Origin of the sequence: Flavobacterium wongokense, from assembly GCF_021608265.1 — a bacterium.
GTDB lineage: Bacteria > Bacteroidota > Bacteroidia > Flavobacteriales > Flavobacteriaceae > Flavobacterium > Flavobacterium wongokense.
On the sequence record NZ_JAKIHP010000001.1, the window covers coordinates 903,743 to 923,636 of the forward strand.

General features: G+C 39.3%; 25 protein-coding genes. 9 read left to right on the top strand and 16 right to left on the bottom strand.

Annotation, left to right across the window (positions count from 1 at the left end; genetic code table 11):
* Nucleotides 1-3 precede the first annotated feature (3 nt).
* The 5 genes from L1S31_RS03740 to L1S31_RS03760 all read left to right on the top strand — a co-directional run bounded on the left by L1S31_RS03740 (nucleotide 4) and on the right by L1S31_RS03760 (nucleotide 4,532).
* Nucleotides 4-1,767, top strand: coding sequence for a BatD family protein (locus L1S31_RS03740; protein ID WP_236462345.1), 1,764 nt, complete (start codon nucleotides 4-6; stop codon nucleotides 1,765-1,767).
* On the top strand, nucleotides 1,764-2,513 hold the full coding sequence (locus L1S31_RS03745) for a tetratricopeptide repeat protein (RefSeq protein WP_370637849.1): 750 nt from the start codon (nucleotides 1,764-1,766) through the stop codon (nucleotides 2,511-2,513). The genes L1S31_RS03740 and L1S31_RS03745 overlap by 4 nt, the downstream gene beginning before the upstream one ends.
* Before the next feature lie 91 nt (nucleotides 2,514-2,604).
* The gene (locus L1S31_RS03750; RefSeq protein ID WP_236462347.1) at nucleotides 2,605-2,961 is read left to right on the top strand and encodes a hypothetical protein; all 357 of its coding nucleotides are present in this window, start codon (nucleotides 2,605-2,607) and stop codon (nucleotides 2,959-2,961) included.
* A gap of 55 nt (nucleotides 2,962-3,016) precedes the next feature.
* Entirely contained in the window at nucleotides 3,017-4,036 is a 1,020-nt protein-coding gene (locus L1S31_RS03755; RefSeq protein WP_236462350.1) for a phenylalanine--tRNA ligase subunit alpha, read from the top strand.
* An 88-nt stretch (nucleotides 4,037-4,124) separates the two neighbouring features.
* Nucleotides 4,125-4,532 (top strand): hypothetical protein, encoded by a 408-nt coding sequence (locus L1S31_RS03760; RefSeq protein ID WP_236462352.1) that lies wholly within the window; start codon nucleotides 4,125-4,127, stop codon nucleotides 4,530-4,532.
* 1 nt (nucleotide 4,533) lies between these two features.
* On the opposite strand, the gene L1S31_RS03765 is transcribed toward L1S31_RS03760, so the two are convergent.
* The 8 genes from L1S31_RS03765 to L1S31_RS03800 form a co-directional block, all read right to left on the bottom strand.
* Nucleotides 4,534-4,767 (bottom strand): hypothetical protein, encoded by a 234-nt coding sequence (locus L1S31_RS03765; protein ID WP_236462355.1) that lies wholly within the window; start codon nucleotides 4,765-4,767, stop codon nucleotides 4,534-4,536.
* 3 nt (nucleotides 4,768-4,770) lie between these two features.
* A complete protein-coding gene (locus L1S31_RS03770) occupies nucleotides 4,771-5,766 on the bottom strand; it encodes an NAD(P)H-dependent glycerol-3-phosphate dehydrogenase (RefSeq protein WP_236462358.1) in 996 nt (331 codons plus the stop codon).
* Nucleotides 5,767-5,834: 68 nt separating this feature from the next.
* Nucleotides 5,835-6,416 (bottom strand): nicotinate (nicotinamide) nucleotide adenylyltransferase, encoded by a 582-nt coding sequence (nadD, locus tag L1S31_RS03775; RefSeq protein WP_236462361.1) that lies wholly within the window; start codon nucleotides 6,414-6,416, stop codon nucleotides 5,835-5,837.
* Nucleotides 6,413-6,982 carry a guanylate kinase gene (gene gmk / locus L1S31_RS03780; RefSeq protein ID WP_236462366.1) on the bottom strand — a complete coding sequence of 190 codons (570 nt, stop codon included), beginning with the start codon at nucleotides 6,980-6,982 and terminating at the stop codon, nucleotides 6,413-6,415. The genes nadD and gmk overlap by 4 nt, the downstream gene beginning before the upstream one ends.
* Before the next feature lie 2 nt (nucleotides 6,983-6,984).
* The gene (locus L1S31_RS03785; protein ID WP_236462369.1) at nucleotides 6,985-7,866 is read right to left on the bottom strand and encodes a hypothetical protein; all 882 of its coding nucleotides are present in this window, start codon (nucleotides 7,864-7,866) and stop codon (nucleotides 6,985-6,987) included.
* A gap of 1 nt (nucleotide 7,867) precedes the next feature.
* Nucleotides 7,868-8,728: a YicC/YloC family endoribonuclease gene (locus tag L1S31_RS03790; protein WP_236462371.1), complete on the bottom strand. Its 861-nt coding sequence runs from the start codon at nucleotides 8,726-8,728 to the stop codon at nucleotides 7,868-7,870.
* 34 nt (nucleotides 8,729-8,762) lie between these two features.
* Complete coding sequence (locus L1S31_RS03795; RefSeq protein WP_236462375.1) at nucleotides 8,763-9,653, bottom strand: DMT family transporter; 891 nt, start codon at nucleotides 9,651-9,653, stop codon at nucleotides 8,763-8,765.
* Nucleotides 9,650-10,003: an arsenate reductase family protein gene (locus tag L1S31_RS03800; RefSeq protein ID WP_236462378.1), complete on the bottom strand. Its 354-nt coding sequence runs from the start codon at nucleotides 10,001-10,003 to the stop codon at nucleotides 9,650-9,652. The genes L1S31_RS03795 and L1S31_RS03800 overlap by 4 nt, the downstream gene beginning before the upstream one ends.
* A 77-nt stretch (nucleotides 10,004-10,080) precedes the next feature.
* On the opposite strand from L1S31_RS03800, the gene L1S31_RS03805 reads away from it, so the two are divergent.
* The 3 genes from L1S31_RS03805 to L1S31_RS03815 all read left to right on the top strand — a co-directional run bounded on the left by L1S31_RS03805 (nucleotide 10,081) and on the right by L1S31_RS03815 (nucleotide 12,174).
* Entirely contained in the window at nucleotides 10,081-10,536 is a 456-nt protein-coding gene (locus L1S31_RS03805; protein ID WP_236462381.1) for a DinB family protein, read from the top strand.
* 78 nt (nucleotides 10,537-10,614) lie between these two features.
* Complete coding sequence (locus L1S31_RS03810) at nucleotides 10,615-11,757, top strand: cystathionine gamma-synthase (RefSeq protein ID WP_236462384.1); 1,143 nt, start codon at nucleotides 10,615-10,617, stop codon at nucleotides 11,755-11,757.
* Between the two features lie 183 nt (nucleotides 11,758-11,940).
* Nucleotides 11,941-12,174 (top strand): hypothetical protein, encoded by a 234-nt coding sequence (locus L1S31_RS03815; RefSeq protein ID WP_236462387.1) that lies wholly within the window; start codon nucleotides 11,941-11,943, stop codon nucleotides 12,172-12,174.
* A gap of 73 nt (nucleotides 12,175-12,247) precedes the next feature.
* Here the strand turns inward: L1S31_RS03815 and L1S31_RS03820 are convergent, their stop codons facing one another.
* The 6 genes from L1S31_RS03820 to L1S31_RS03845 all read right to left on the bottom strand — a co-directional run bounded on the left by L1S31_RS03820 (nucleotide 12,248) and on the right by L1S31_RS03845 (nucleotide 16,224).
* Complete coding sequence (locus L1S31_RS03820; protein WP_236462391.1) at nucleotides 12,248-13,141, bottom strand: DUF3078 domain-containing protein; 894 nt, start codon at nucleotides 13,139-13,141, stop codon at nucleotides 12,248-12,250.
* Between the two features lie 66 nt (nucleotides 13,142-13,207).
* Complete coding sequence (locus tag L1S31_RS03825; RefSeq protein WP_236462394.1) at nucleotides 13,208-13,717, bottom strand: DUF2480 family protein; 510 nt, start codon at nucleotides 13,715-13,717, stop codon at nucleotides 13,208-13,210.
* A 2-nt stretch (nucleotides 13,718-13,719) separates the two neighbouring features.
* The gene (locus L1S31_RS03830) at nucleotides 13,720-14,043 is read right to left on the bottom strand and encodes an SUF system Fe-S cluster assembly protein (protein WP_236462396.1); all 324 of its coding nucleotides are present in this window, start codon (nucleotides 14,041-14,043) and stop codon (nucleotides 13,720-13,722) included.
* 5 nt (nucleotides 14,044-14,048) lie between these two features.
* Nucleotides 14,049-14,468: a SufE family protein gene (locus tag L1S31_RS03835; RefSeq protein ID WP_236462399.1), complete on the bottom strand. Its 420-nt coding sequence runs from the start codon at nucleotides 14,466-14,468 to the stop codon at nucleotides 14,049-14,051.
* Nucleotides 14,465-14,902, bottom strand: coding sequence for a hypothetical protein (locus L1S31_RS03840; RefSeq protein ID WP_236462403.1), 438 nt, complete (start codon nucleotides 14,900-14,902; stop codon nucleotides 14,465-14,467). Before L1S31_RS03840 ends, L1S31_RS03835 begins: the two co-directional genes overlap by 4 nt.
* 101 nt (nucleotides 14,903-15,003) lie before the next feature.
* Nucleotides 15,004-16,224: an aminotransferase class V-fold PLP-dependent enzyme gene (locus tag L1S31_RS03845; RefSeq protein ID WP_236462406.1), complete on the bottom strand. Its 1,221-nt coding sequence runs from the start codon at nucleotides 16,222-16,224 to the stop codon at nucleotides 15,004-15,006.
* 113 nt (nucleotides 16,225-16,337) lie between these two features.
* Between L1S31_RS03845 and L1S31_RS03850 the strand changes: the two genes are divergently transcribed.
* Nucleotides 16,338-17,693, top strand: coding sequence for a serine hydrolase domain-containing protein (locus tag L1S31_RS03850; RefSeq protein WP_236462408.1), 1,356 nt, complete (start codon nucleotides 16,338-16,340; stop codon nucleotides 17,691-17,693).
* Here the strand turns inward: L1S31_RS03850 and L1S31_RS03855 are convergent.
* Together L1S31_RS03855 and L1S31_RS03860 are read right to left on the bottom strand one after the other, a co-directional pair.
* On the bottom strand, nucleotides 17,690-18,850 hold the full coding sequence (locus L1S31_RS03855) for a hypothetical protein (RefSeq protein WP_236462411.1): 1,161 nt from the start codon (nucleotides 18,848-18,850) through the stop codon (nucleotides 17,690-17,692). The two genes, L1S31_RS03850 and L1S31_RS03855, sit on opposite strands and share 4 nt — an antisense overlap.
* The gene (locus L1S31_RS03860) at nucleotides 18,847-19,821 is read right to left on the bottom strand and encodes a DUF2157 domain-containing protein (RefSeq protein ID WP_236462414.1); all 975 of its coding nucleotides are present in this window, start codon (nucleotides 19,819-19,821) and stop codon (nucleotides 18,847-18,849) included. Before L1S31_RS03860 ends, L1S31_RS03855 begins: the two co-directional genes overlap by 4 nt.
* Between the last annotated feature and the right edge of the window lie 73 nt (nucleotides 19,822-19,894).

A 19,894-nucleotide genomic window follows, 5' to 3' on the forward strand; every position in this document is an offset into this window, starting at 1 on the left:
AAAATGAAAAGGATACTGATTTTATTATTTTTAATCACGAATTCGCTTTTTGCCCAGGTTCAGTTTGAGGCAAAGGTGAGCAAGAACTCTTTGGGAGTCAATGAGCGGCTTCGGGTTGATTTTACGATGAATGCTGATGGCGATAATTTTGTTGCTCCCAACTTTGAGGCCTGTGGTTTCAGGGTTGTTGGCGGACCAAGCCAGTCGGTTAGCCAATCGTGGGTCAATGGAAGAAGCTCGTTCAACAAATCATACATTTACATTTTACTGCCTACACAAAAAGGAAGTTTGACCTTAAGGCAGGCATCGATTGAAATCAACGGCCAGATTTATAAAACATCGCCCATCAGGATTAACGTTACCAATGCCGTTGAAATGCCAAAAGATCCAAATGAGGCTCCGGCAATAAATGCCGACGACAACATTTACCTGGTTGCCGATATTTCGAAAGCCAATCCGTACCTCAACGAACCCATCACTGTTGTTTACAAACTGTATTTCAGCTACAACATCGGAATCTCAAATTGGCGTGAGCTGAACAAACCAAAATACAATGATTTCTGGAGCCAGAACATCGATATCAAACAACTCAAAGCCGAAGACGGTACTTTCAAAGGCGAGCGTTATCGTTATGTTGTGCTGAGGAAAACGGTGCTTTATCCTCAGAAATCGGGCAAACTGGAGATCGAGCCTCTTTCATTGGACATTGACTGCCAGGTTCCAACCAACAGAAGGAATTTTTGGGGCCAAACCCTAATGACCGAAGACAGCAAACGTGTTTCGGCAGGAAGCAAAGTCATCAATGTGCGTGCCTTACCTGAAAAAGGAAAACCCGAAGATTTCTCAGGAGCTGTGGGCCGATTTGACTTCAAGGTAAAACCATCCAAAACGCTGTTGAAAAACGGAGAATCTTTTGACATTGACGTTAGCGTTGTCGGAACCGGAAACCTAAAGTTGTTTACGCTGCCTAAACCTGTAATGCCTTCCGCATTGGAAATGTATGATCCGGTGCACGACGAAAATGTATCGACGCCACTAACCGGAATGACCGGAAGGATTTCGGATAAATACACCATAATTCCACAATATAAAGGGAATTACCAAATCAAGCCATTGCATTTCACGTATTTCGATTTGGGTTCTTCAAGCTATAAAACCATCTCATCCCAACCGATAACGGTTACTGTTTTGGATGGCCCAAGTGTGGCGAGTAGCGGAAAAACCAACCCGAATGATGTGGCAAAAACCAAACTTGAAGTTGCCAAATCTTTTGCCTATATCAAGCAAAAAACATCCTTACAACCGATGCAGAAAGATGATTTCTTAGGTTCAGGTTTGTTTTATTCGTTGGTATTTTTACCATTTTTAGCCATTCCGTTTTTGATTATTGGCAAACGCAGGAAAGAAGCAGCTGACAATGATATTGCAGGAAACAGGATCAGAAGGTCGAATGCTTTGGCAAAAAAATATTTGGGCGAAGCCAAAAAACATCTGGGCGACAAAGAGCCTTTCTATATTGCCCTTGAAAAAGCGATGCACAATTTCCTGAAAGCCAAACTCCATATTGAAACTTCGGAAATGAGCAAGGAAAAGATAACCGAGTTACTGCTTTCGCGAAAAGCAAATGAAACTACGGTTTCAGAGTTTATCCATTTGACGGAAAACTGCGAATTGGCACGTTATGCCTATGCTTCCGAATCGGCCATCCAACAGGATTATGACAAGGCTGTGGAAATTATTTCTGAACTTGAAAAACAATTGAAATGATGAAGAAGCTATTGATTTTATTGTTATTCGTTTCTCAGGTTTTTTGGGCACAATCTGCTTTTGAACAGGGAAACAAGTTCTACGAAAAGGAAAACTATGAAGCTGCGATTTCGAGTTATGAAAGTGTCGTAAGTTCGGGGAAACAATCTGCGGAATTGTATTTCAACCTTGGAAATTCCTATTACAAACTGCACAAAGTAGCACCGGCGATTTACAATTACGAAAAAGCTTTATTGCTGAGCCCAAATGATTCCGAAATCAAAACCAATTTGGAGTTTGCCCGCAAAATGGCAATTGATGACATCAAAGTCATCCCAAAAGTTGGCTTCAACAAACTGCTTTCTGACTTTACATCAAAGTATTACTATGATACCTGGGCTTGGATTGCCGTAAGCTTTGCATTTTTGTTTTTACTGTTTTTTGTGGGTTATTATTTTTCGCAGCGAACTGCCTTCAAGCGAATTTACTTTATTGGAATGTTTGTTTTGCTGGTTGGGATTTTCTTAAGTGCTGCCTCAGGTTTTTATGAAAAAGGCCGTAATGAAAATGAAAGGCCGGCCATTGTTTTTGCTGAAAACGCTCCGCTGAAAAGCGAGCCAAAAGCAACAGGACAGGAAGCGACTGTTCTCCACGAAGGAACAAAAGTCTACATCCTGGAAAGCATTGCCAACTGGAAAAAAGTGGAACTTACCGACGAAACTACAGGCTGGATTGAAGACAGCGCGATTAAGGAAATCAAGAATTAGCATTTAGCTGTCAGCTTTTAGCTCTTAGCTTTGTTATCTTTGCATGATTTTGAACTCATAATTCAAAACTCATAACTCATAACTCTCAAAAATGTCAAGAGACGAACAATTAAAAAACCGCTGGGACAATGTCGTGCAAATCCTTTCCAATCAGTTTGCTGATGGAGATGAATTGGACCTGGACGCAATCATATATTTAATCGGAGTACAGGAATTGGGAAAGCTGCATCAAACCTTCAAAAAGGATGAAAAGCTGAACCTGATGCATATTGCCATTTGCCGTTTGCTGGAGCCTTATGGTTTCTACGAATTTGATTTTGTGGATAAGGACGGCTGGCCGCATTACAAAGTGAAGGAAGAATTACCTGCATTAAAAGCCGGTGAACAATCGGTTTTGATGAAGGAAGCGATTGTAAATTATTTTCTCGAAAAAGAGGTAATTCAGTAATTGCGCTTTACTAATCACCAAAAAAACCTAAATTTGCATCTTTACAAAATGAGCGATGATAGACAAGATTAAAGAACATATCGAAGAAGCTAAAGCTTTCAACACCAAAAACAAGGAAGCCCTTGAAAATTTCCGTATTAAATATTTGGGAAGCAAAGGCTTGTTGAAAGAGCTTTTCACCGAATTCAAGAATATTCCTAACGACCAGAAAAAGGATTTTGGCCAGGTAATCAATACGCTGAAAACGGTTGCTGAGGAAAAAGTAAAAGCTATCCAGGAAGAATTGGAAAGCAAGGAAGAGGTAAAAGGTTTCTATGGCGATTTATCACGTCCTGCGGAACCTGCAGTCATTGGTTCGCGTCATCCAATCTCAATCGTAAAAAACCAAATCATCGATATTTTTTCAACCATTGGATTCAACGTTTCTGAAGGTCCGGAAATTGAAGACGATTGGCATAATTTTACCGCGTTGAACTTACCGGAATACCATCCGGCGCGTGATATGCAGGATACTTTTTTCATCCAGACCAATCCTGATGTTTTGTTACGAACGCATACTTCATCGGTTCAGGTGCGTTATATGGAAAACAACAAACCGCCAATCCGTACGATTTCACCGGGAAGGGTTTTCAGGAATGAGGCCGTTTCTTCGCGTTCGCATTGCATTTTCCACCAGGTTGAAGGTTTGTATATTGACAAGGATGTTTCGTTTGCCGATTTGAAGCAGACGCTTTTATATTTCACCAAAGAGATGTTTGGCAAATCAAAAATCCGTTTGAGGCCAAGTTATTTCCCGTTTACGGAACCAAGTGCTGAGGTTGATATTTATTGGGGTTTGAAAACCGAAACCGATTACCGTATCACTAAAGGAACAGGTTGGCTGGAAATCATGGGTTGTGGAATGGTAGATCCAAATGTTTTGAAAAACTGTGGTATCAACCCTGAAGAATATAACGGATTTGCATTTGGAATGGGAATTGAGCGTATTGCGATGTTGTTGTACCAAATTGGCGATATCCGAATGTTCTATGAAAACGATGTGCGTTTCTTAGAGCAGTTTAAGTCGAGCATATAACTAAAACCCTAGCCCCGATTGTAACGGTATCCTTTTGCGAAGCAAAAGATATAGTGAAAAGCGGGAACAAGCTCCTAAAAATTTACAATTGAAAAAAGACATCGAAATACCAAAAGTTGAAAACGTTTTCCTTGCTGCCGTTCAGGAATGGAGTGACGATTTTATGGAAAAGGTTTGGTATGTGTATCTGGTTAACGATTCTGACTTCGATTTAGACTCGGTAATGGTCGTTTCGCAGGCTTTTGGCACTCTTGATGGGGAAATGAAAAAAACGTCGCTTTTACGCCACGCATTCATGCAGGTTCCTTCGGTTTCTGTGGTTAAAATAGAGATGGTCGAAACCAGTGTGCTCCGGCTTAATAACGAATTTATGGTGACGTACTTTATCGGGAATACGTTGTATGATAAGAAATTCATCTTCAAGGCACAATCCATCACTCCGGATTATGTGGAAGAAGTTCCTATTTTGTTTGTGGATGGCGTAATTGTGAGATAAGCTATTTCTGCTTGTTGTATTCCTGGTTTTTATTGTGTTCCCTCCAATTGGAATAACCTATCAGGAAAATACCGACTGTCATAAAAATAACAAATTTTGTCAAAAACTTTACACTTATGAAGGCTTCGAGGAATGTTGCCGAAGTTCCATACCAGTCAAATAAAGTCATTATAATAGGCATGATAATGCCGAAAGGCACACCTGTCTTAATTTGATATTTCCATCTTTCGTTCATAGGTTAATCTAGTTTTTCTGTTAGTTTCTTAAATACTTTCTTGGCTTCCTTTCCTTCGTATAAAATCTCGTAAACAGCATCAATGATTGGGGTTTTGGCCTTATAATCCTGATTGAGCTTATAGGCACTTTTCACTGCATAATAGCCTTCGGCAACCATTGACATTTCCATCATTGCCGATTTGACGGTATAGCCTTTTCCAATCATATTCCCAAACATACGGTTTCTTGAAAAGACCGAATAACCTGTCACCAGCAAATCGCCAAGGTAAGCCGAGTTATTGATGTTGCGTTTCATTTTGTGTACTTTGCGTATGAACTTTTTCATCTCGCGGATGGCATTGCTCATAATCACCGACTGGAAGTTGTCGCCGTAACCCAAACCGTGTGCAATTCCGGCTGCAATGGCATAAATGTTCTTGAGCATTGCGGCATATTCAGTCCCGATGATGTCATCTGAAATTTTGGTTTTGATGTAATTCCCTGAAAGCACTTTGGCTACCACTTTGGCCTTATCTGCATCACCGCAGGCAATCGTCAGATAGGAAAGCCTTTCCAATGCTACTTCTTCGGCGTGGCATGGACCGGTAATTACACCAATATTATCAAACGGAATATCGTATTCCTTGTTGAAATGCTCGCCAACAATCAGCGAGGTTTCAGGAACAATTCCCTTAATTGCTGAGAAAATGACCTTGTCTTTTAAGCTTACTGTCAACTTTGCCAATTCGGCACTAAGGAAAGCTGATGGAATTGCAAAAATGATATAATCCGCATATTCAACCGCTTCGTTGATGTTTGACGTCAGCCTTAATTTGGTGATGTCAAATTCAACCGAGCTTAAATAGTTGGGATTATGCTTTTGGGTTTTTATATGGTCAATTGCCGATTCATTTCGCATGTACCAGGCAATTTCGTCAAGGTTGACACAAAGCATTTTTGCAATGGCTGTTGCCCAGCTTCCACCGCCAATCACGGCAAATTTTGGAGATTTATTCATGAAGGTAAACATTTTAACTCATTCAAAAATACTGATTTTAAAATGATATTTGTTCTATTATTTTTAATCTATTTTCTATAAAACGCACTACTGTCAATATACTCCCAAACTTTTTGAGGCAGCATTGGTGCTACATTTTTTTTGTTCTTGATGCTTTCGCGGATAAAGGTCGATGAAAGCTCGATAACCGGTGCACCCACACGATGGATTTTGGCGTGGTTCACAAACTGTTCATCCATTTCACCGGCGTTTAACCTTGGGTACACATAAATATCGTGGTTTTGTAAAATCACTTCGTAGTTTTTCCATTTATGGAGCGAATTCAGGTTGTCTTCGCCCATGATTAAGGCAAACTCATGCTTTGGATATTTTTCTTCCAAATGCGCTAATGTATTCACGGTATAATTGGGTTGTGGCAGTTTAAACTCGATGTCTGAAGGTTTGATTTTGGTAAAATCCTCAGTGGCGACAGTTACCATGTGTAAGCGCTGGTAATCATCGAGCAGCGTGCTTTTCTGTTTGTGTGGATTGTGAGGCGTAACCACCAGCCAGATTTGGTCCAAATCGGAATGCTCTGCCATATGGTTGGCAATGATCATATGTCCAATGTGGATTGGGTTGAATGTTCCGAAATAGAGGCCTATTTTCATTTCTTTACAAATTCCTTTACTAACTCGTAAGCTTCGGCTTTGGCGATATCCAAATCATAGTTCTTGATGATGGTATCAAACTGTGGTGCTGTTGCCAGTTCGACGTGGGCTTTGGCGATACGCATGTTTATTTTGTCATCGGTTTCGGTTGAACGTTCTTTCAAACGGCGTTTCAATTCGTCAACGCTTGGCGGTTTTACAAATACCGCTAAAGTTTCCTGAGGGAATTTATGCTTGATACGCAATCCGCCGGAAACATCAATATCAAAAATCACGTTTTTGCCTTTGGCCCAAATGCGTTCCACTTCGCTTTTCAATGTTCCGTAGAAATTATCGCGGTATACTTCTTCCCATTCGATAAAATCATCAGCCTTGATGTGTTTTTTAAACTCTTCAATCGACATAAAGTAATAATCCTTTCCGTGCACTTCTTCGCCGCGTAATTCACGTGTTGCTGCCGAAATCGAAAACTCGAGGTTCAATTCGGGTTGTGCCAATAAATGCCTGACTATGGTTGTTTTTCCTGAGCCTGATGGTGCTGAGAATACTAATAATTTTCCGTTCATTGTTATTTTTCTTTAATAAAAGCGATTGATTTGGTATCGACAGTAAGATTTCTGTTGACTTCTTTTTCTCCACTCGAATCGGTTATTTTAAACTTCAATACGTTTTTGTCATTGGATTCAATTTCTTCCGAGTAAATATTCCCACGGCAGAATTCAACTTCCTCTTCTTCCTTATAGTTCAGGCTGTTTGTCGAATCAAAGCTTAGGATGATGTATCCAAAATCCTCCGCTGCGCCACACATTCCCTGCACATTTGGATTGCCTCCTTCTTCATATTTCAGAAGGATTTTTGTTTCTGTTTTAGTTTTTATGCAATTGATAACTTCCAGATGGGAATAGTTAATGGAATAATCGTCTAAGTTGATATAGGTTTTATTGTCTAATTTCAAAAAGCCATAACTATTCTCAAAAGACAGATCCTGGATATTTGACATTTTGAGCTTTAATTCCCTTTTTTTGTTGGTCCATTTATTATTGCTTTCCTCATTCGAAATGGTGAATTTCTCATCGAAATCCTGTAGTTCCCTCATGTATTCAATCTTACCCCAGACAAAGTCACCCGGAATATCAAAGTCGGCAATCTTCTTTTCCAATGATTTATCCTTCAGCGAATACAACGTCAGTCCGTTTGAAAAATCATAAATGCCAACTATGGGAATATGTGTTTTTACATTGTCGTACTGGTACCAGCCTTTGACCGAATAAACACTTACATGGTCGCCTGAGGAAGCGGCATATTTCAAATACATGGTGATGGCATATCTGTCATCAATCATTCCGTATAAAAGCTTATCCTTGACCTGATAGCGCTCAATGTTGATTTTGCATTGCTGGGAATACATAGTAATTGAAATCAACAGTAAGAATGCTATACTTTTTGCCATTTTACAAAACGTTCAAAACCTGTTCCTTGATTTTCTCCAGTTCGTCCTTCATCATCACCACCAGTTTCTGCATTTCGGTGTGGTTGGATTTAGAACCCATCGTATTGATTTCACGTCCCATTTCCTGGGTAATAAAGCCCAACTTCCTTCCGTTGGCTTCTGTTCCTGCCAAAGTTTCAATGAAATAATTCAAATGGTTTTCCAAACGCACTTTCTCTTCGGTGATGTCGTATTTTTCTAGGTAAAAAATCAATTCCTGTTCGAAACGGGTTTCGTCTACATTTTCCTTTAGTTCGTCAAGCGCTGTCCGTAAACGTGTTTTCACAGTTTCCACTCTTTCGGTATCATACGAAACCGCATTGTTCATCAACGTCATGATATTGGCAATGCGGTGCAGGAATTCCTTTTCCAATGCAACGCCTTCGTCTTTTCTGAACTGTGCAATATTTTCCATGGCTTCATCCACTACAGTCTGGATTTGCTTCCATTCATTCTCGTCAATTTCGTCGCGCTCTGTCTTCAAGGCATCAGGCATTCTTACGGCCATTTTCATCAATTCGGTTTCATCCGCATTTGGTATTACCGCTTTCATCTGGTTGATATAACCCCGCACAATCGGCACATTGATTTTTGACGATGTTTCTTCGCCTGTAACTTCCACATAAAGTGAAAAATCAATTTTGCCACGCTCGAGTCTTTGCGAAAGCTGGTTGCGCAAACCCAATTCCATTTCACGGAAAACAGAAGGCATTCGGGTATTTAAATCTAAACCTTTAGAGTTTAGCGATTTGATTTCTACGGTAATTTTTTTGGTTGGTAATTGCAGGCTCGCTTTCCCAAAACCAGTCATTGATTGTATCATGGTGTATTTTAATAGACTTCAAATATAAGGAAAATTACGAGTTGGTTTTTACTTTTTGTGTTACCAAATAAACTCCAAGAAATATCAAAACAGCCGAAATTATTTTGACCAATGTCAGCTCGTCCTTTCCTAAACCAATGGCAAAAATAGTGGCAAAAAGTGGCTGCAGGTAAATAAAAACCGCAACCGTTGTGGGCTTTAATTCGCGCATCGAAACCAGATTGAACAAATAGGTCAGAAACGTTGTAAAGACTACAACAAACACAATTTCCCAAAGAATGTGTGTTGGTATTGTTTGCCATTGGATTTCCTGGCATTCCTTAAAACCAAAAGGCAAAACCATCAGCAAACCAAAAGTATAAATCCATTTGACGAATGTAAATGCGTTATATTTATCCATCAGTTTTTTGACAATAATCAGATAAAAGGCATACGAAACCGCGTTGATGAAAACCAACAGATTTCCCAGCGAGGCATTCGTCGCGTTGCCGATTGATTTTCCGTATAAAATTAAAAATCCCGTTCCGAGAAGCCCAATCAAAATCCCAATAATCTTTCGTACTTTCATTTTTTCCCTAATAAGTATTGCCGACAGTATCATTACAATAATTGGCGTAGTAACCATGATTACGGCTGCAGAAATTGGAGAAGTATAGTTCAATCCTTTGAAAAAAGTCAGCATGTTCAGTGCTACTCCAAAAAATGCTGCTGCAATTATCCGTGGAAAGTCATTCAATTGTATTTTTTCTTTGGGGCCAAAAAAAGAAACTGCCCAAAACAGGATTGTGGCGCCAATCACGCGTACCAAAATAAATCCATATGGTTTGACATACACAGGCATTACGTCCTTGGCAATTGTAAACGAAACCCCGTAAATTATAGATACCATCATGGCGGCAATTAATGCCCAGGTTCGCTTGCTCATTTGGAAAGGTAGTCGATTGCCTGTTGCACCACTTTTGGGCTGTTGCCCACAAATATCTTATCATCAGCGATGATTACAGGACGGGAAAGAAATGTGTAATGCTCCAAAATATAGCGCTTGAAATCAGCTTCGGAAAGTTGCTCGTCTTTCAAACCCATTTCCTTGTAAAGTGTGGCTCTTTTGCTAAAAAGTGCTTCATAGCTTCCTGCCATTTTTTGCATTTCCTCGACTTGCTTTACCGTCATTGGTTCGGTTTTGATATCCTGCAATTGAAAGGTGTCCAGCTTTGGCAAAGATTTTAAAATCCGTTGACAGGTACTGCAGGTTTTGAGGTGGTAAATTTTTCGCATTACGGTATAAATTTTATCTAACAAAAATACGTCGGAATACATTTCCAAATTAGTAATTTTAGCAAAAAATTTAAACGATGGATTCAACTTTTGACATTAATCAGACGAGCCGTAATGTGATTTCGAAATTTCTTGAAAACTACACTTTGGAACAGCTTAACAAAGTCCCTGAAGGCTTCAGCAACAACTTAATCTGGAACATTGCCCATATTATTGTGGTACAACAAATGTTGGTTTACAACCTTTCCGGACTGCCAATGTTGGTTTCAGATGAAATGGTTGCCCAATACAAACGCGGCACCAAACCGGAACATGACGTAACCCAGGAAGAACTCGAAGAAATCAAGATACTGTTATTTTCGACTTTGAAACAGGCAAAAAAAGATTTTGCAAACGACATTTTTAAGAATTATTCCGAATTCACGACCATGTCGGGTTTCACGATTAAAAGTGCCAAATCGGCAATGGAATTCAACAATTACCACGAAGCCGTTCACACAGGAATCATGATGCAGATTAGAAAGTTTATATAACGTTAAACCAGTTTCTGCTTCCAAAAAAATAAAATACATTTGCCACGATTACAACAACTATTCAATTAAAAAACAACTATGAAATTCAATACCAAAGTCATACACGGTGGACAACACCATGAAGAAGTAACCGGAGCCGTAATGCCTCCTGTATTTCAAACCTCAACTTATGCACAGACTTCTCCCGGAAAACCTGTTGGAGATTATGAATATTCAAGAGCTGCAAATCCAACGCGACAGGCTTTGGAAGATGCTTTGGCTTCGATAGAAAATGGAGCACGTGGATTGGCATTTTCATCAGGATTGGCAGCAACTGATTGCTTGTTGCGCTTATTTAAAGCTGGTGATGAAGTGATTGCCATGGACGATTTGTATGGCGGAACTTATAGATTATTCACACGTTTGTACAAAGACAGCGGCATCAAATTCCACTTTGTGGATATGAATGATATGGCGAAATTCCAGTCATTGATCAATGAAAATACCAAATTGGTTTGGGTTGAAACCCCGACGAATCCTTTGATGAAATTGGCAGACATTCAGGAAATTTCCAAAATCACTAAAGCCAAAAACATCCTTTTTGCTGTTGACAATACTTTTGCAACACCTTATCTTCAAAAACCTTTGGATTTGGGTGCAGACATCGTGATGCATTCGGCGACAAAATATTTGGGTGGACATTCTGATGTTATTGCCGGAGCTTTGATTATAAAGGACAAAGCGTTGGGTGATGAGTTACACTTTAAGCAATTTGCGACCGGAGCGACCTTAGGGCCAATGGACAGTTTCCTGGTTTTAAGAGGTATTAAAACCCTGCATTTAAGAATACAAAGACATTGTGAAAATGGGGAGAAGATTGCCAACTTTTTGGCAAATCATCCCGACGTTGATAAAGTTTATTTCCCTGGATTGCCTGATCATCCTTTCCATGAAATTGCCAAAAAGCAAATGAGTGGTTTTGGCGGAATGGTTTCCTTCACTTTCAAATCGGGCAAAAAGGAAGACGCGGTTTCATTTTTGGAAAAACTGAAAGTGTTTACTTTGGCGGAATCGCTTGGAGGCGTTGAGAGTTTGGCGAATCATCCGGCTTTGATGACCCATGCTTCGATTCCGGAAGACAAGAGAAAGGAAATCGGAATTACAGACGACTTGGTTCGATTGAGCACTGGAGTTGAAGACATTGACGACTTATTGGCTGATATTGAACAGGCCTTTAGATAAAAAATAGATCAAATTACACTAAAAACCAGAAGGATAATCTTCTGGTTTTTTTATTGAACAAAGTAGGAAAAATATATTAGTAATTATTAAATAAATGCATTTCATCGATTATTATTGCTATTTTAACGATTATTTGAATTTATTTGAATAGGTTTATCCTGTATAATTAAAAATTCGACCCCAATGAAAACAATTACTACAATTACCCCAAAAAATGCCCTTAAACTATTCCTGTTTTTGCTGATACTTTTTAGTGCAAAAGCTTTTTCTTTTTCCAGACTGCCAAACAAGGCAAGTTCAACTGGCTGCGAATCAAGGATTGGTTGTGCAGACAAAATGAAAAAAGCTCCTTCGAAGACTTATGCCATGGCATCTAAAAGCACTGCCATGCAATCCAAGAAACGATTTAAAAAATAATCAAGGCAAGTCTCAATAAAAAGAGCCGATTCATTGAGTTGAATCGGCTCTTTTTATTATGCGTTTATTCGTATTAGAAACCGTAATTAATACCAATTCCTATGACTTCTCTTGTTTGGAATCCTCTGAAAGCATTGTCGTCGTAAATCGTTTGGAACGATAAGTTGGTTGACATGAATTTGTTGACTTTCATTACAATGTTGAGCGTATAATCAATATCAACGTTTTGGGCATCTTCCAAATAGTTTGTGTATAAGTTCAGGATGTTTTCTGCGCTTACATTTTCCATCATGTTGAATTTGTAATAACCATTCAGTGCAGCTCCAAATTCGTAACGCGTACTTTCACCCTGTTCAACACCAAAAGCCGGCGCCAAATCGGTAAAATGTTTGTGTACCATAATCAGCTTGGAAGTTGCAGGCGCTATGTTTACTTTCAGGTTATCATCTTTTTTGTAAAGCATACCGATTCCGAATTGGAAGTAAGCCGGAGACATGAAATGTGAAATCTTAATCGTGTTGTCAGCAGGATCAAAGCCCGAATCAAACTGTGTCTTAAAGTTAAAAAACGCAGAATAGTACCATTCTCCCGATGCTTTTTTCCCTAAAAGCGAATTGAGTTCTACGCGGTCATCTGTCTTTTGAAGTTCCTGCCCCTGAAGTTTTGTCAAGCCGTAGTTGGCGAAGAATTTGTTATCCCAGGTCCAGGTATCGCTTTTATAATTCAAATCGTATTTAAGGCCTGCGTTTCCAGAAATGCTATTTTGTCCACCAGCAAGCCAGTTGTTGAAATTCGCCTGGTTGAGTAAAACGGTAAACAGTCCTTTTTTCTCCCATCCCATTGGTTTTTCTTCCTTGATTTTGGCAACCGCTTCTTCGGTTTTCTTAAGTAATTCTTTTTCATTTACCTGAGCAAAACCAGTTGCAACAGCAAAAGCCAAAGCAATGCTAAGTATAATTTTTTTCATTTGTTAGATTTTAAAAATTTGCGTGCAAAGGTAAGAATACATTCGGCTAAACCAAATGGAATCAGGCTATTTCGCTTTCTTGAACAAAGGAACCGCGGAACAGGCCTCACCATACATAATGCTTTTGGCAACGGGCTGGAGTTTTTGGATTGCCATGATATAGGCACTTTCAGGAACCGGTTTTTTCGAACAGCCTTTTAGGATGACTGGTTTGTCCTGGTATTGTGAAAAATCTAAGGTTGGAATGATTTCCTGGTACAAGGCAGTTTCCAGGTCGGCAAGGTTTCCCATAACCACTTTTTTGGCAAACGGTGCTAAATAGACCGTGACCAAAATTGTTGCCCATGCCGGAATGATGGCATCTGTCGAACAGTTGATTGCGACAAAATGTTTTTCATATTGCTTCCAATCATGATTTTTCAAGGCTTCACGAAAGTCTTTTTCCTTCAAAAGAAAACCTTCCATAAGCCATTGTGAAATGTCAAGCTGCGTTCGGATTCCGTTTGGATAATAATCTTCCAAATCGAAAACTTCAAGCGCAGAATTGGCTACTTTATTTATGATTTCGTCCTGCATGATTAAAGCATTCCCAGTTCTAATTTTGCTTCTTCACTCATCAAATCCTTGCTCCATGGCGGATCAAAAGTAATTTCTACTTCACATGATTTGACCGTTTCTATTTTTTGGATTTTCTCTTCAACCTCTCGTGGCAGGGTTTCCGCTACAGGACAGTTTGGTGAAGTTAGAGTCATCAAAACTTTCACTTCATTATCTTCATTAATCATTACGTCGTAAATCAACCCAAGTTCATAAATGTCAACTGGGATTTCAGGATCGTAAATGCCTTTTAGGGTTTTCACGACGTTTTCGCCTAAATTGATATCGTCTTTAAATTCTTCCATAGTTTTTAATTTTTTGCGTCGAATGCCAAAGCATACATTTTAAGTTTTTTAATCATTGAAACCAATCCATTGGCTCGTGTTGGCGATAAATGTTCCTTCAATCCGATGTCATCAATAAACTGCGTATCGGCTTCCAAAATATCGGAAGCTTTTTGATTGGAAAAAGCCCGAATCAGGATGGCAATGATGCCTTTGGTTAGGATGGCGTCGCTATCAGCGGTAAAAACAATCCTGTCGCCAATTTGTTCGCCATGAACCCAAACTTTCGACTGGCAGCCTTTGATGATATTGTCCTCTGTTTTATATTGTTCTTCAATCAATGGCAATGCCCGTCCTAAATCGATGATGTATTCATAGCGCTGCATCCAATCGTCAAACATTGAAAATTCGTCAACGATTTCGTCCTGTATCTCTTTTATGCTCATTCTTTTTCCTTTGCTAATGAAACTATTTTTTTGACAAAGTTTTCTATTGCTGTTGGCGGAACTCCATGGTCAAAGGCAACCGTTTCATAATTCTTATCCTGGTAACGTATCTTCAGGTTAGCAATTGCTGCGCCGTCATGAAAACGTTTTTGGGTTGGGTCTTTTAGGTTTGGGATTTCCTCAAGGTTTAGTTTGCTGAATTCTGTTACCAATTCCTTCCAGTCGGCATCAGAAATGGCAACAACTTCCGAAGGATTATCTGTTCCTCTTCCTTGTGAAATGGTCGCTTTTTGATTGACCACAATAATCTTCAAATGAAAACCTCTTGTATCGGCCGTGTATTGTACCACCGAATTGGCAATATCATTCTGCGCCTGGTTGGAGCATCCTTTGCTCATCATCAATGTCAATAAAATTAAACTTAGTGTTTTCATATTCTGTTTTTTAGCCCCGATTACCTCACCTAGTGTTTATTTTTTATAGGTGTTCGGTGAATGCTTCGCATTTGCAACGTGTGGAAAGCGGGAAATAGCTACTAACCCAACATCATTTGTGCCTTTTTCAAAGCTTCGATCATCATATCGATTTCTTCCCTGGTGTTATAAAACGCAAAACTTGCCCTTATAGTACCTGGAATTTTATAAAAATCCATAATTGGTTGTGCGCAATGATGCCCTGTTCGTACTGCGATTCCCAGTTTGTCGATAATGGTACCAACGTCGTACGGATGGATTCCTTTGAGGTTAAACGAAATCACCGAGGCCTTTTTGTTCAAATCCTTCGGCCCATAAATTTCGATGTTCCCGAGTTCCAATAACCTTTTGGTTCCATACTCCAATAATTCTTTTTCGTAAGCGGCAATGTTCTCAAACCCAACTTCATTCATATAATCTATTGCAGTCCCGAAGGCAATTCCGCCGCAAATGTTGGGTGTTCCGGCTTCAAATTTATGCGGTAAATCGGCATAGGTTGTTTTTTCAAAAGTCACTGTAGCAATCATTTCGCCTCCGCCTTTGTATGGTGGCAGTTTTCGCAGCCATTCTTCTTTTCCGTATAAGATTCCGACGCCTGTTGGGCCACACATTTTGTGCGCCGAAGTTACATAAAAATCGGCGTTCAGTTGCTGAACATCGGGTTTGATATGAGGACATGCCTGTGCACCATCAATCAAGACTGCGGCTCCAACTTCATGTGCTTTTTCAATGATGAATTCAATTGGATTAATCGTTCCCAAAGCATTTGATACATGGTTGCAAAACACCAATTTCGTTTTATTGGAAAGCAATTTTTGGTATTCATCCATCAGTAATTCGCCTTCGTAACTCATTGGGATGACCAACAATTTAGCGCCAGTATGTTCGCACAACATCTGCCACGGCACAATATTGCTGTGGTGTTCCAATGCCGAAACGATGATTTCGTCGTCTTTTTTTAGGATGGAGGCAAAGCCATTGGCAACCAGATTAATGCTTTCGGTTGTTCCCGAAGTAAAAATGATTTCGTAATTGTGTTGGGCATTAAAATGCTTCTGGATTTTGATTCGCGCCTGTTCGTAAGCATCTGTCGCTATTTGGCTCAGGGAGTGTACGCCGCGATGAATGTTGGCGTTATATCGTGAATAGTAATCTACAATCGTATCAATAACGACCTGAGGCTTTTGTGACGTCGCACCGTTATCGAAATACACGAGCGGTTTTCCGTTTACCTGTTGCTTAAGAATTGGGAAATCAGCCCTGATTTTCTGTATGTCTAGCATTTGTTTATTTAGAAAAAATCTAAATACAAAAGTAATAAAATTGGAACTGTTAATTTACCAAACTCTTGTTAATAATTTTTACATTTACTCAACCTCATTTTCATTGTATCGTTATGAAAAAATTCCTCAAAATCTTTGCTGTTTTATTGCTGATTGCCCTTATTTATCTGCGAATTGCCATTTATCCGCAACTCGATTTAATTTCTGGCTTTTCGGCCAAAAGTGTTGCGTCTGCTCATTTTATTGATGGAAGGAATTTACAAACCATCCAACAGGGAGACAATGACATCCCGAAAGTGGATTGGGCAACGAATAAAATCCATGGCAAACAGGCATTCGTTACCTCAACGGTTTATGGGTTGAAAGAGCGCAAAGCGATTTATCGTCCGGGTTTGGGTGCGACCTTAATCAATGATGATTTTGATGCGGCAAAACCTTATTTGGTTCCGCATAGAAATCTTCCAACCAATACGGAATCACTTCCTTTTCCTCGTGGTGATGGTGGCGGGATGGACACCATTTTCAAAAACATTGATTATGCCAAATTGAATTCATCTGTTGCCAATGCCTTTGATAAGAAAGGGCAGAAAAAGAAGCGGACACGTTCTGTAATTGTCATTTATAAAGATAAAATCATAGCTGAGAAATATGCAGATGGTTTTAGCCAGGATTCTAAACTTTTGGGTTGGTCAATGACTAAAAGTTTGACCGCAACTTACTTTGGGATTCTTCAGAAACAGGGGAAAATCGATATTATGAAACCTGCACCTATAAAAGAATGGGCAAATGATGAGCGCAAGAACATTACCATCAACGATTTGCTACACATGAATTCGGGCTTGGAGTGGGAAGAGGATTATGGTAAAATTTCCGATGTGACCAAAATGTTGTTCCAGGCTGAAGACATGAGCAAGTCACAAATGGAAAAACCTGCTAAATACAAACCGAATACGCATTGGTATTATTCATCAGGGACAACTAATTTGCTTAGCGGGATTTTGCGCAGGCAATTCAAAACGCATCAGGAATACCTTGATTTCTGGTACAACAGCCTTTTTGATAAAATTGGGATGCGCTCCGCTTTGATTGAAACCGATATGGCCGGTAATTTTGTAGGTTCTTCCTATGGCTGGGCAACCACGCGTGATTGGTCGAAGTTTGGATTGCTTTATCTTCATAAAGGAAATTGGTTTGGCGAACCCATTTTTGATGAAAGCTGGGCAAAATATGCAGTTACACCAACCAATACTTCGAATGGAAGGTATGGTGCCCAGTTTTGGCTTAATTCCAGCGGTTATTTTCCCGATGTTCCAAAAGATATGTTTTACTGTAATGGTTACCAGGGCCAAATGGTGGCAATAGTTCCATCACACGATTTAGTGATTGTTCGAATGGGTTTGACCGAAGAACCCGAGTTTGATTTCAATGGGTTTTTAAGCGGTATTATTTCCAGCATCAGGAAAAACTAGAAACTTTCTCCAGCTCCGCCACCGCTGAATCCACCACCGCCAAAAGGCATTTTGCTTTCCGGTTCCATAGATTTCAGATCTACCTGCGAGTTTACAATCAATGCTTCAATATTAGGAAGAATATCTGCACTTGTACCTCTTGCTGGTTTAAATGTCAGTCCGGTTTCCTTATCCCTTAATTTCCTGATGGCCAAATAAGCTCCGCCAAAAAGCAATATACCGCCTAAAAGTAGTGCGCCTTCTATTGGCAGTATATGATAATAAAAACGTATGGTATAAATCGAAAAACCAAAAGTCAGGAATCCGATAATCAGCATTAGTCGGTCTTTGCTGTAAAGCGAATAAACAATGTAAAATATTGGTATCAAAAAAGTGAATCCATAAAACAGAAACGCAAACGGAATGTCCTGTCCTTTGCCGATGGTTAAGTGTAACAAAGACTCCGAAAGTTCACGAACGACCATGTAATTCATTGAAAAATAGCCCAAGACCAGGCTAAATCCCTGAAGCAAAAGGAGCGGATTTGCATAATATTCGTGTTTTTTGGAAGTACTGACTTTTACATACACGAAATAAAGAATCAAAGCCAATACGAATAAAACAAACGGAAGGAAAACAGAACCGATTATCTTCAATTCTAATACCGCATAACAAATTGCGCCGGTTAATCCAATTAAACTTACCAATATTGAAAGCGTATGGACATACCTTATGCAAGCCGCCAATCCGACAAAAGCAAGGGCAATAAAGGCAGCCAACGGACTTTCGGTGGCAACTCCTATCAAGCCACAAAAAAATCCCTGGAAACCCAAAATGAAAGCATCGTCGAGTCCGTATCCAAACTGATTTTGTTGTTTGGTCAATATTTCGCTTCCAACAACGCTAAATGCCGTATAAATAAAAAGCATCAGCCAAAAATGATTTTCGGCCAAATTGAGTGTAATCAATGATATTACTCCGGTTAGGGACGACAACAACAGGCAGCCTAAAATAAAGAAACCAATCCTAATCAAAATATTGTGATGGCTCTTTAAAACAGGCAACTGCTTTTTAATTTCTGTCAATTGGTCTTTCGGTACAAAGCCCTGATCGTTCAGCCGTTTTGTTTCTTCGAGCAAAAACGTATTTTCCAAAAGTTGCTTATCATAAACTATCATGCTTTTTCCCGGTTAAAGTTTTTAATCAGTTTTATGAATCCGAATATGGAGCCAATGAAATACATTGGAGTCAGGATTATTAAAAGCCCACTAATATCGTAAAGATCTAAGGAAGCTACAATTTTAAAAATCAGTATATTAAACCCAATGTATCCATAAAGCAGTGTGAACACAAATAGGAAGGCAGAGTGTATCTCGTAGCTTGTTTTGTAGAAATAGTAGGTTGAGGCTGCCAATAAAATGGTGAAAATTGGCCAATAAATGTCAAGCATTCCCGCAATGCAGCAGATACCTATCAAATGCTGGGCAAAGGTTAGGAACACCAATTGAAAATGCTTTTTCAACGCAATTTTATTCGAATATTCTGTCCACAAAATCAACAAAATCCCTAAAACCAAACCGTAATACGTTAGGGTTGGATTGCTGTAAATTTCGTTTTCCAATAAGGTTTTGGGCGTAACCGTTATTCCTATAAAAGTTGCCAAACCTGTAATTGCTATGGATAAGGCACTTTTATTATCAAAATAATAAGCACAAAAGAATGCAATCAGGCTACAGGCCAAACTTGACAATCCGAAGCCAAATACCTTATACTGAACCTGCAAATACCCAATAAAAATACAGCTCAAAATCGTACACAACAAGACGATATAATCGTAAACCGGACTTTCAAATAAAACCTCATCCTTATCGAAACCTTTGGCTTTTTTAAAGCAAAAATAAAATCCAACACCCGTAAGTGCAAAAAGGAAAGCCAATATGGCAATGTGCCCAATGCTGTCAATATTTTCATAAATGATGATCCCAACTCCTGAAGTAAAAAGCAAAACGGCGAGGTAAAGCAAAAAACGAAGTTCATTATGGAGTGAAAAAATCCCCAAAGCTTCGTATTGCCTTATCGATTGCATCTGCGGATCGGTTATCAGTTCCTGTTGGAGCAGTTTTTCGGTAAATTCATTAGATTTTGCCATAATAATGAATAAGTTAGCAATCCAAATATACTCAAATATTTAACTCAAAACCGGAAAGCGGATTTTGAAACAA

What these genes read in the sequence shown, in the direction of transcription:
- L1S31_RS03740 (WP_236462345.1), top strand. Translation starts at nt 4, where the DNA reads ATGAAAAGGATACTGATTTTATTATTTTTAATCACGAATTCGCTTTTT.
- L1S31_RS03745 (WP_370637849.1), top strand. Translation starts at nt 1,764, where the DNA reads ATGATGAAGAAGCTATTGATTTTATTGTTATTCGTTTCTCAGGTTTTT.
- L1S31_RS03750 (WP_236462347.1), top strand. Translation starts at nt 2,605, where the DNA reads ATGTCAAGAGACGAACAATTAAAAAACCGCTGGGACAATGTCGTGCAA.
- L1S31_RS03755 (WP_236462350.1), top strand. Translation starts at nt 3,017, where the DNA reads ATGATAGACAAGATTAAAGAACATATCGAAGAAGCTAAAGCTTTCAAC.
- L1S31_RS03765 (WP_236462355.1), bottom strand. Translation starts at nt 4,767, where the DNA reads ATGAACGAAAGATGGAAATATCAAATTAAGACAGGTGTGCCTTTCGGC.
- L1S31_RS03770 (WP_236462358.1), bottom strand. Translation starts at nt 5,766, where the DNA reads ATGAATAAATCTCCAAAATTTGCCGTGATTGGCGGTGGAAGCTGGGCA.
- nadD (WP_236462361.1), bottom strand. Translation starts at nt 6,416, where the DNA reads ATGAAAATAGGCCTCTATTTCGGAACATTCAACCCAATCCACATTGGA.
- gmk (WP_236462366.1), bottom strand. Translation starts at nt 6,982, where the DNA reads ATGAACGGAAAATTATTAGTATTCTCAGCACCATCAGGCTCAGGAAAA.
- L1S31_RS03785 (WP_236462369.1), bottom strand. Translation starts at nt 7,866, where the DNA reads ATGGCAAAAAGTATAGCATTCTTACTGTTGATTTCAATTACTATGTAT.
- L1S31_RS03790 (WP_236462371.1), bottom strand. Translation starts at nt 8,728, where the DNA reads ATGATACAATCAATGACTGGTTTTGGGAAAGCGAGCCTGCAATTACCA.
- L1S31_RS03795 (WP_236462375.1), bottom strand. Translation starts at nt 9,653, where the DNA reads ATGAGCAAGCGAACCTGGGCATTAATTGCCGCCATGATGGTATCTATA.
- L1S31_RS03800 (WP_236462378.1), bottom strand. Translation starts at nt 10,003, where the DNA reads ATGCGAAAAATTTACCACCTCAAAACCTGCAGTACCTGTCAACGGATT.
- L1S31_RS03805 (WP_236462381.1), top strand. Translation starts at nt 10,081, where the DNA reads ATGGATTCAACTTTTGACATTAATCAGACGAGCCGTAATGTGATTTCG.
- L1S31_RS03810 (WP_236462384.1), top strand. Translation starts at nt 10,615, where the DNA reads ATGAAATTCAATACCAAAGTCATACACGGTGGACAACACCATGAAGAA.
- L1S31_RS03815 (WP_236462387.1), top strand. Translation starts at nt 11,941, where the DNA reads ATGAAAACAATTACTACAATTACCCCAAAAAATGCCCTTAAACTATTC.
- L1S31_RS03820 (WP_236462391.1), bottom strand. Translation starts at nt 13,141, where the DNA reads ATGAAAAAAATTATACTTAGCATTGCTTTGGCTTTTGCTGTTGCAACT.
- L1S31_RS03825 (WP_236462394.1), bottom strand. Translation starts at nt 13,717, where the DNA reads ATGCAGGACGAAATCATAAATAAAGTAGCCAATTCTGCGCTTGAAGTT.
- L1S31_RS03830 (WP_236462396.1), bottom strand. Translation starts at nt 14,043, where the DNA reads ATGGAAGAATTTAAAGACGATATCAATTTAGGCGAAAACGTCGTGAAA.
- L1S31_RS03835 (WP_236462399.1), bottom strand. Translation starts at nt 14,468, where the DNA reads ATGAGCATAAAAGAGATACAGGACGAAATCGTTGACGAATTTTCAATG.
- L1S31_RS03840 (WP_236462403.1), bottom strand. Translation starts at nt 14,902, where the DNA reads ATGAAAACACTAAGTTTAATTTTATTGACATTGATGATGAGCAAAGGA.
- L1S31_RS03845 (WP_236462406.1), bottom strand. Translation starts at nt 16,224, where the DNA reads ATGCTAGACATACAGAAAATCAGGGCTGATTTCCCAATTCTTAAGCAA.
- L1S31_RS03850 (WP_236462408.1), top strand. Translation starts at nt 16,338, where the DNA reads ATGAAAAAATTCCTCAAAATCTTTGCTGTTTTATTGCTGATTGCCCTT.
- L1S31_RS03855 (WP_236462411.1), bottom strand. Translation starts at nt 18,850, where the DNA reads ATGATAGTTTATGATAAGCAACTTTTGGAAAATACGTTTTTGCTCGAA.
- L1S31_RS03860 (WP_236462414.1), bottom strand. Translation starts at nt 19,821, where the DNA reads ATGGCAAAATCTAATGAATTTACCGAAAAACTGCTCCAACAGGAACTG.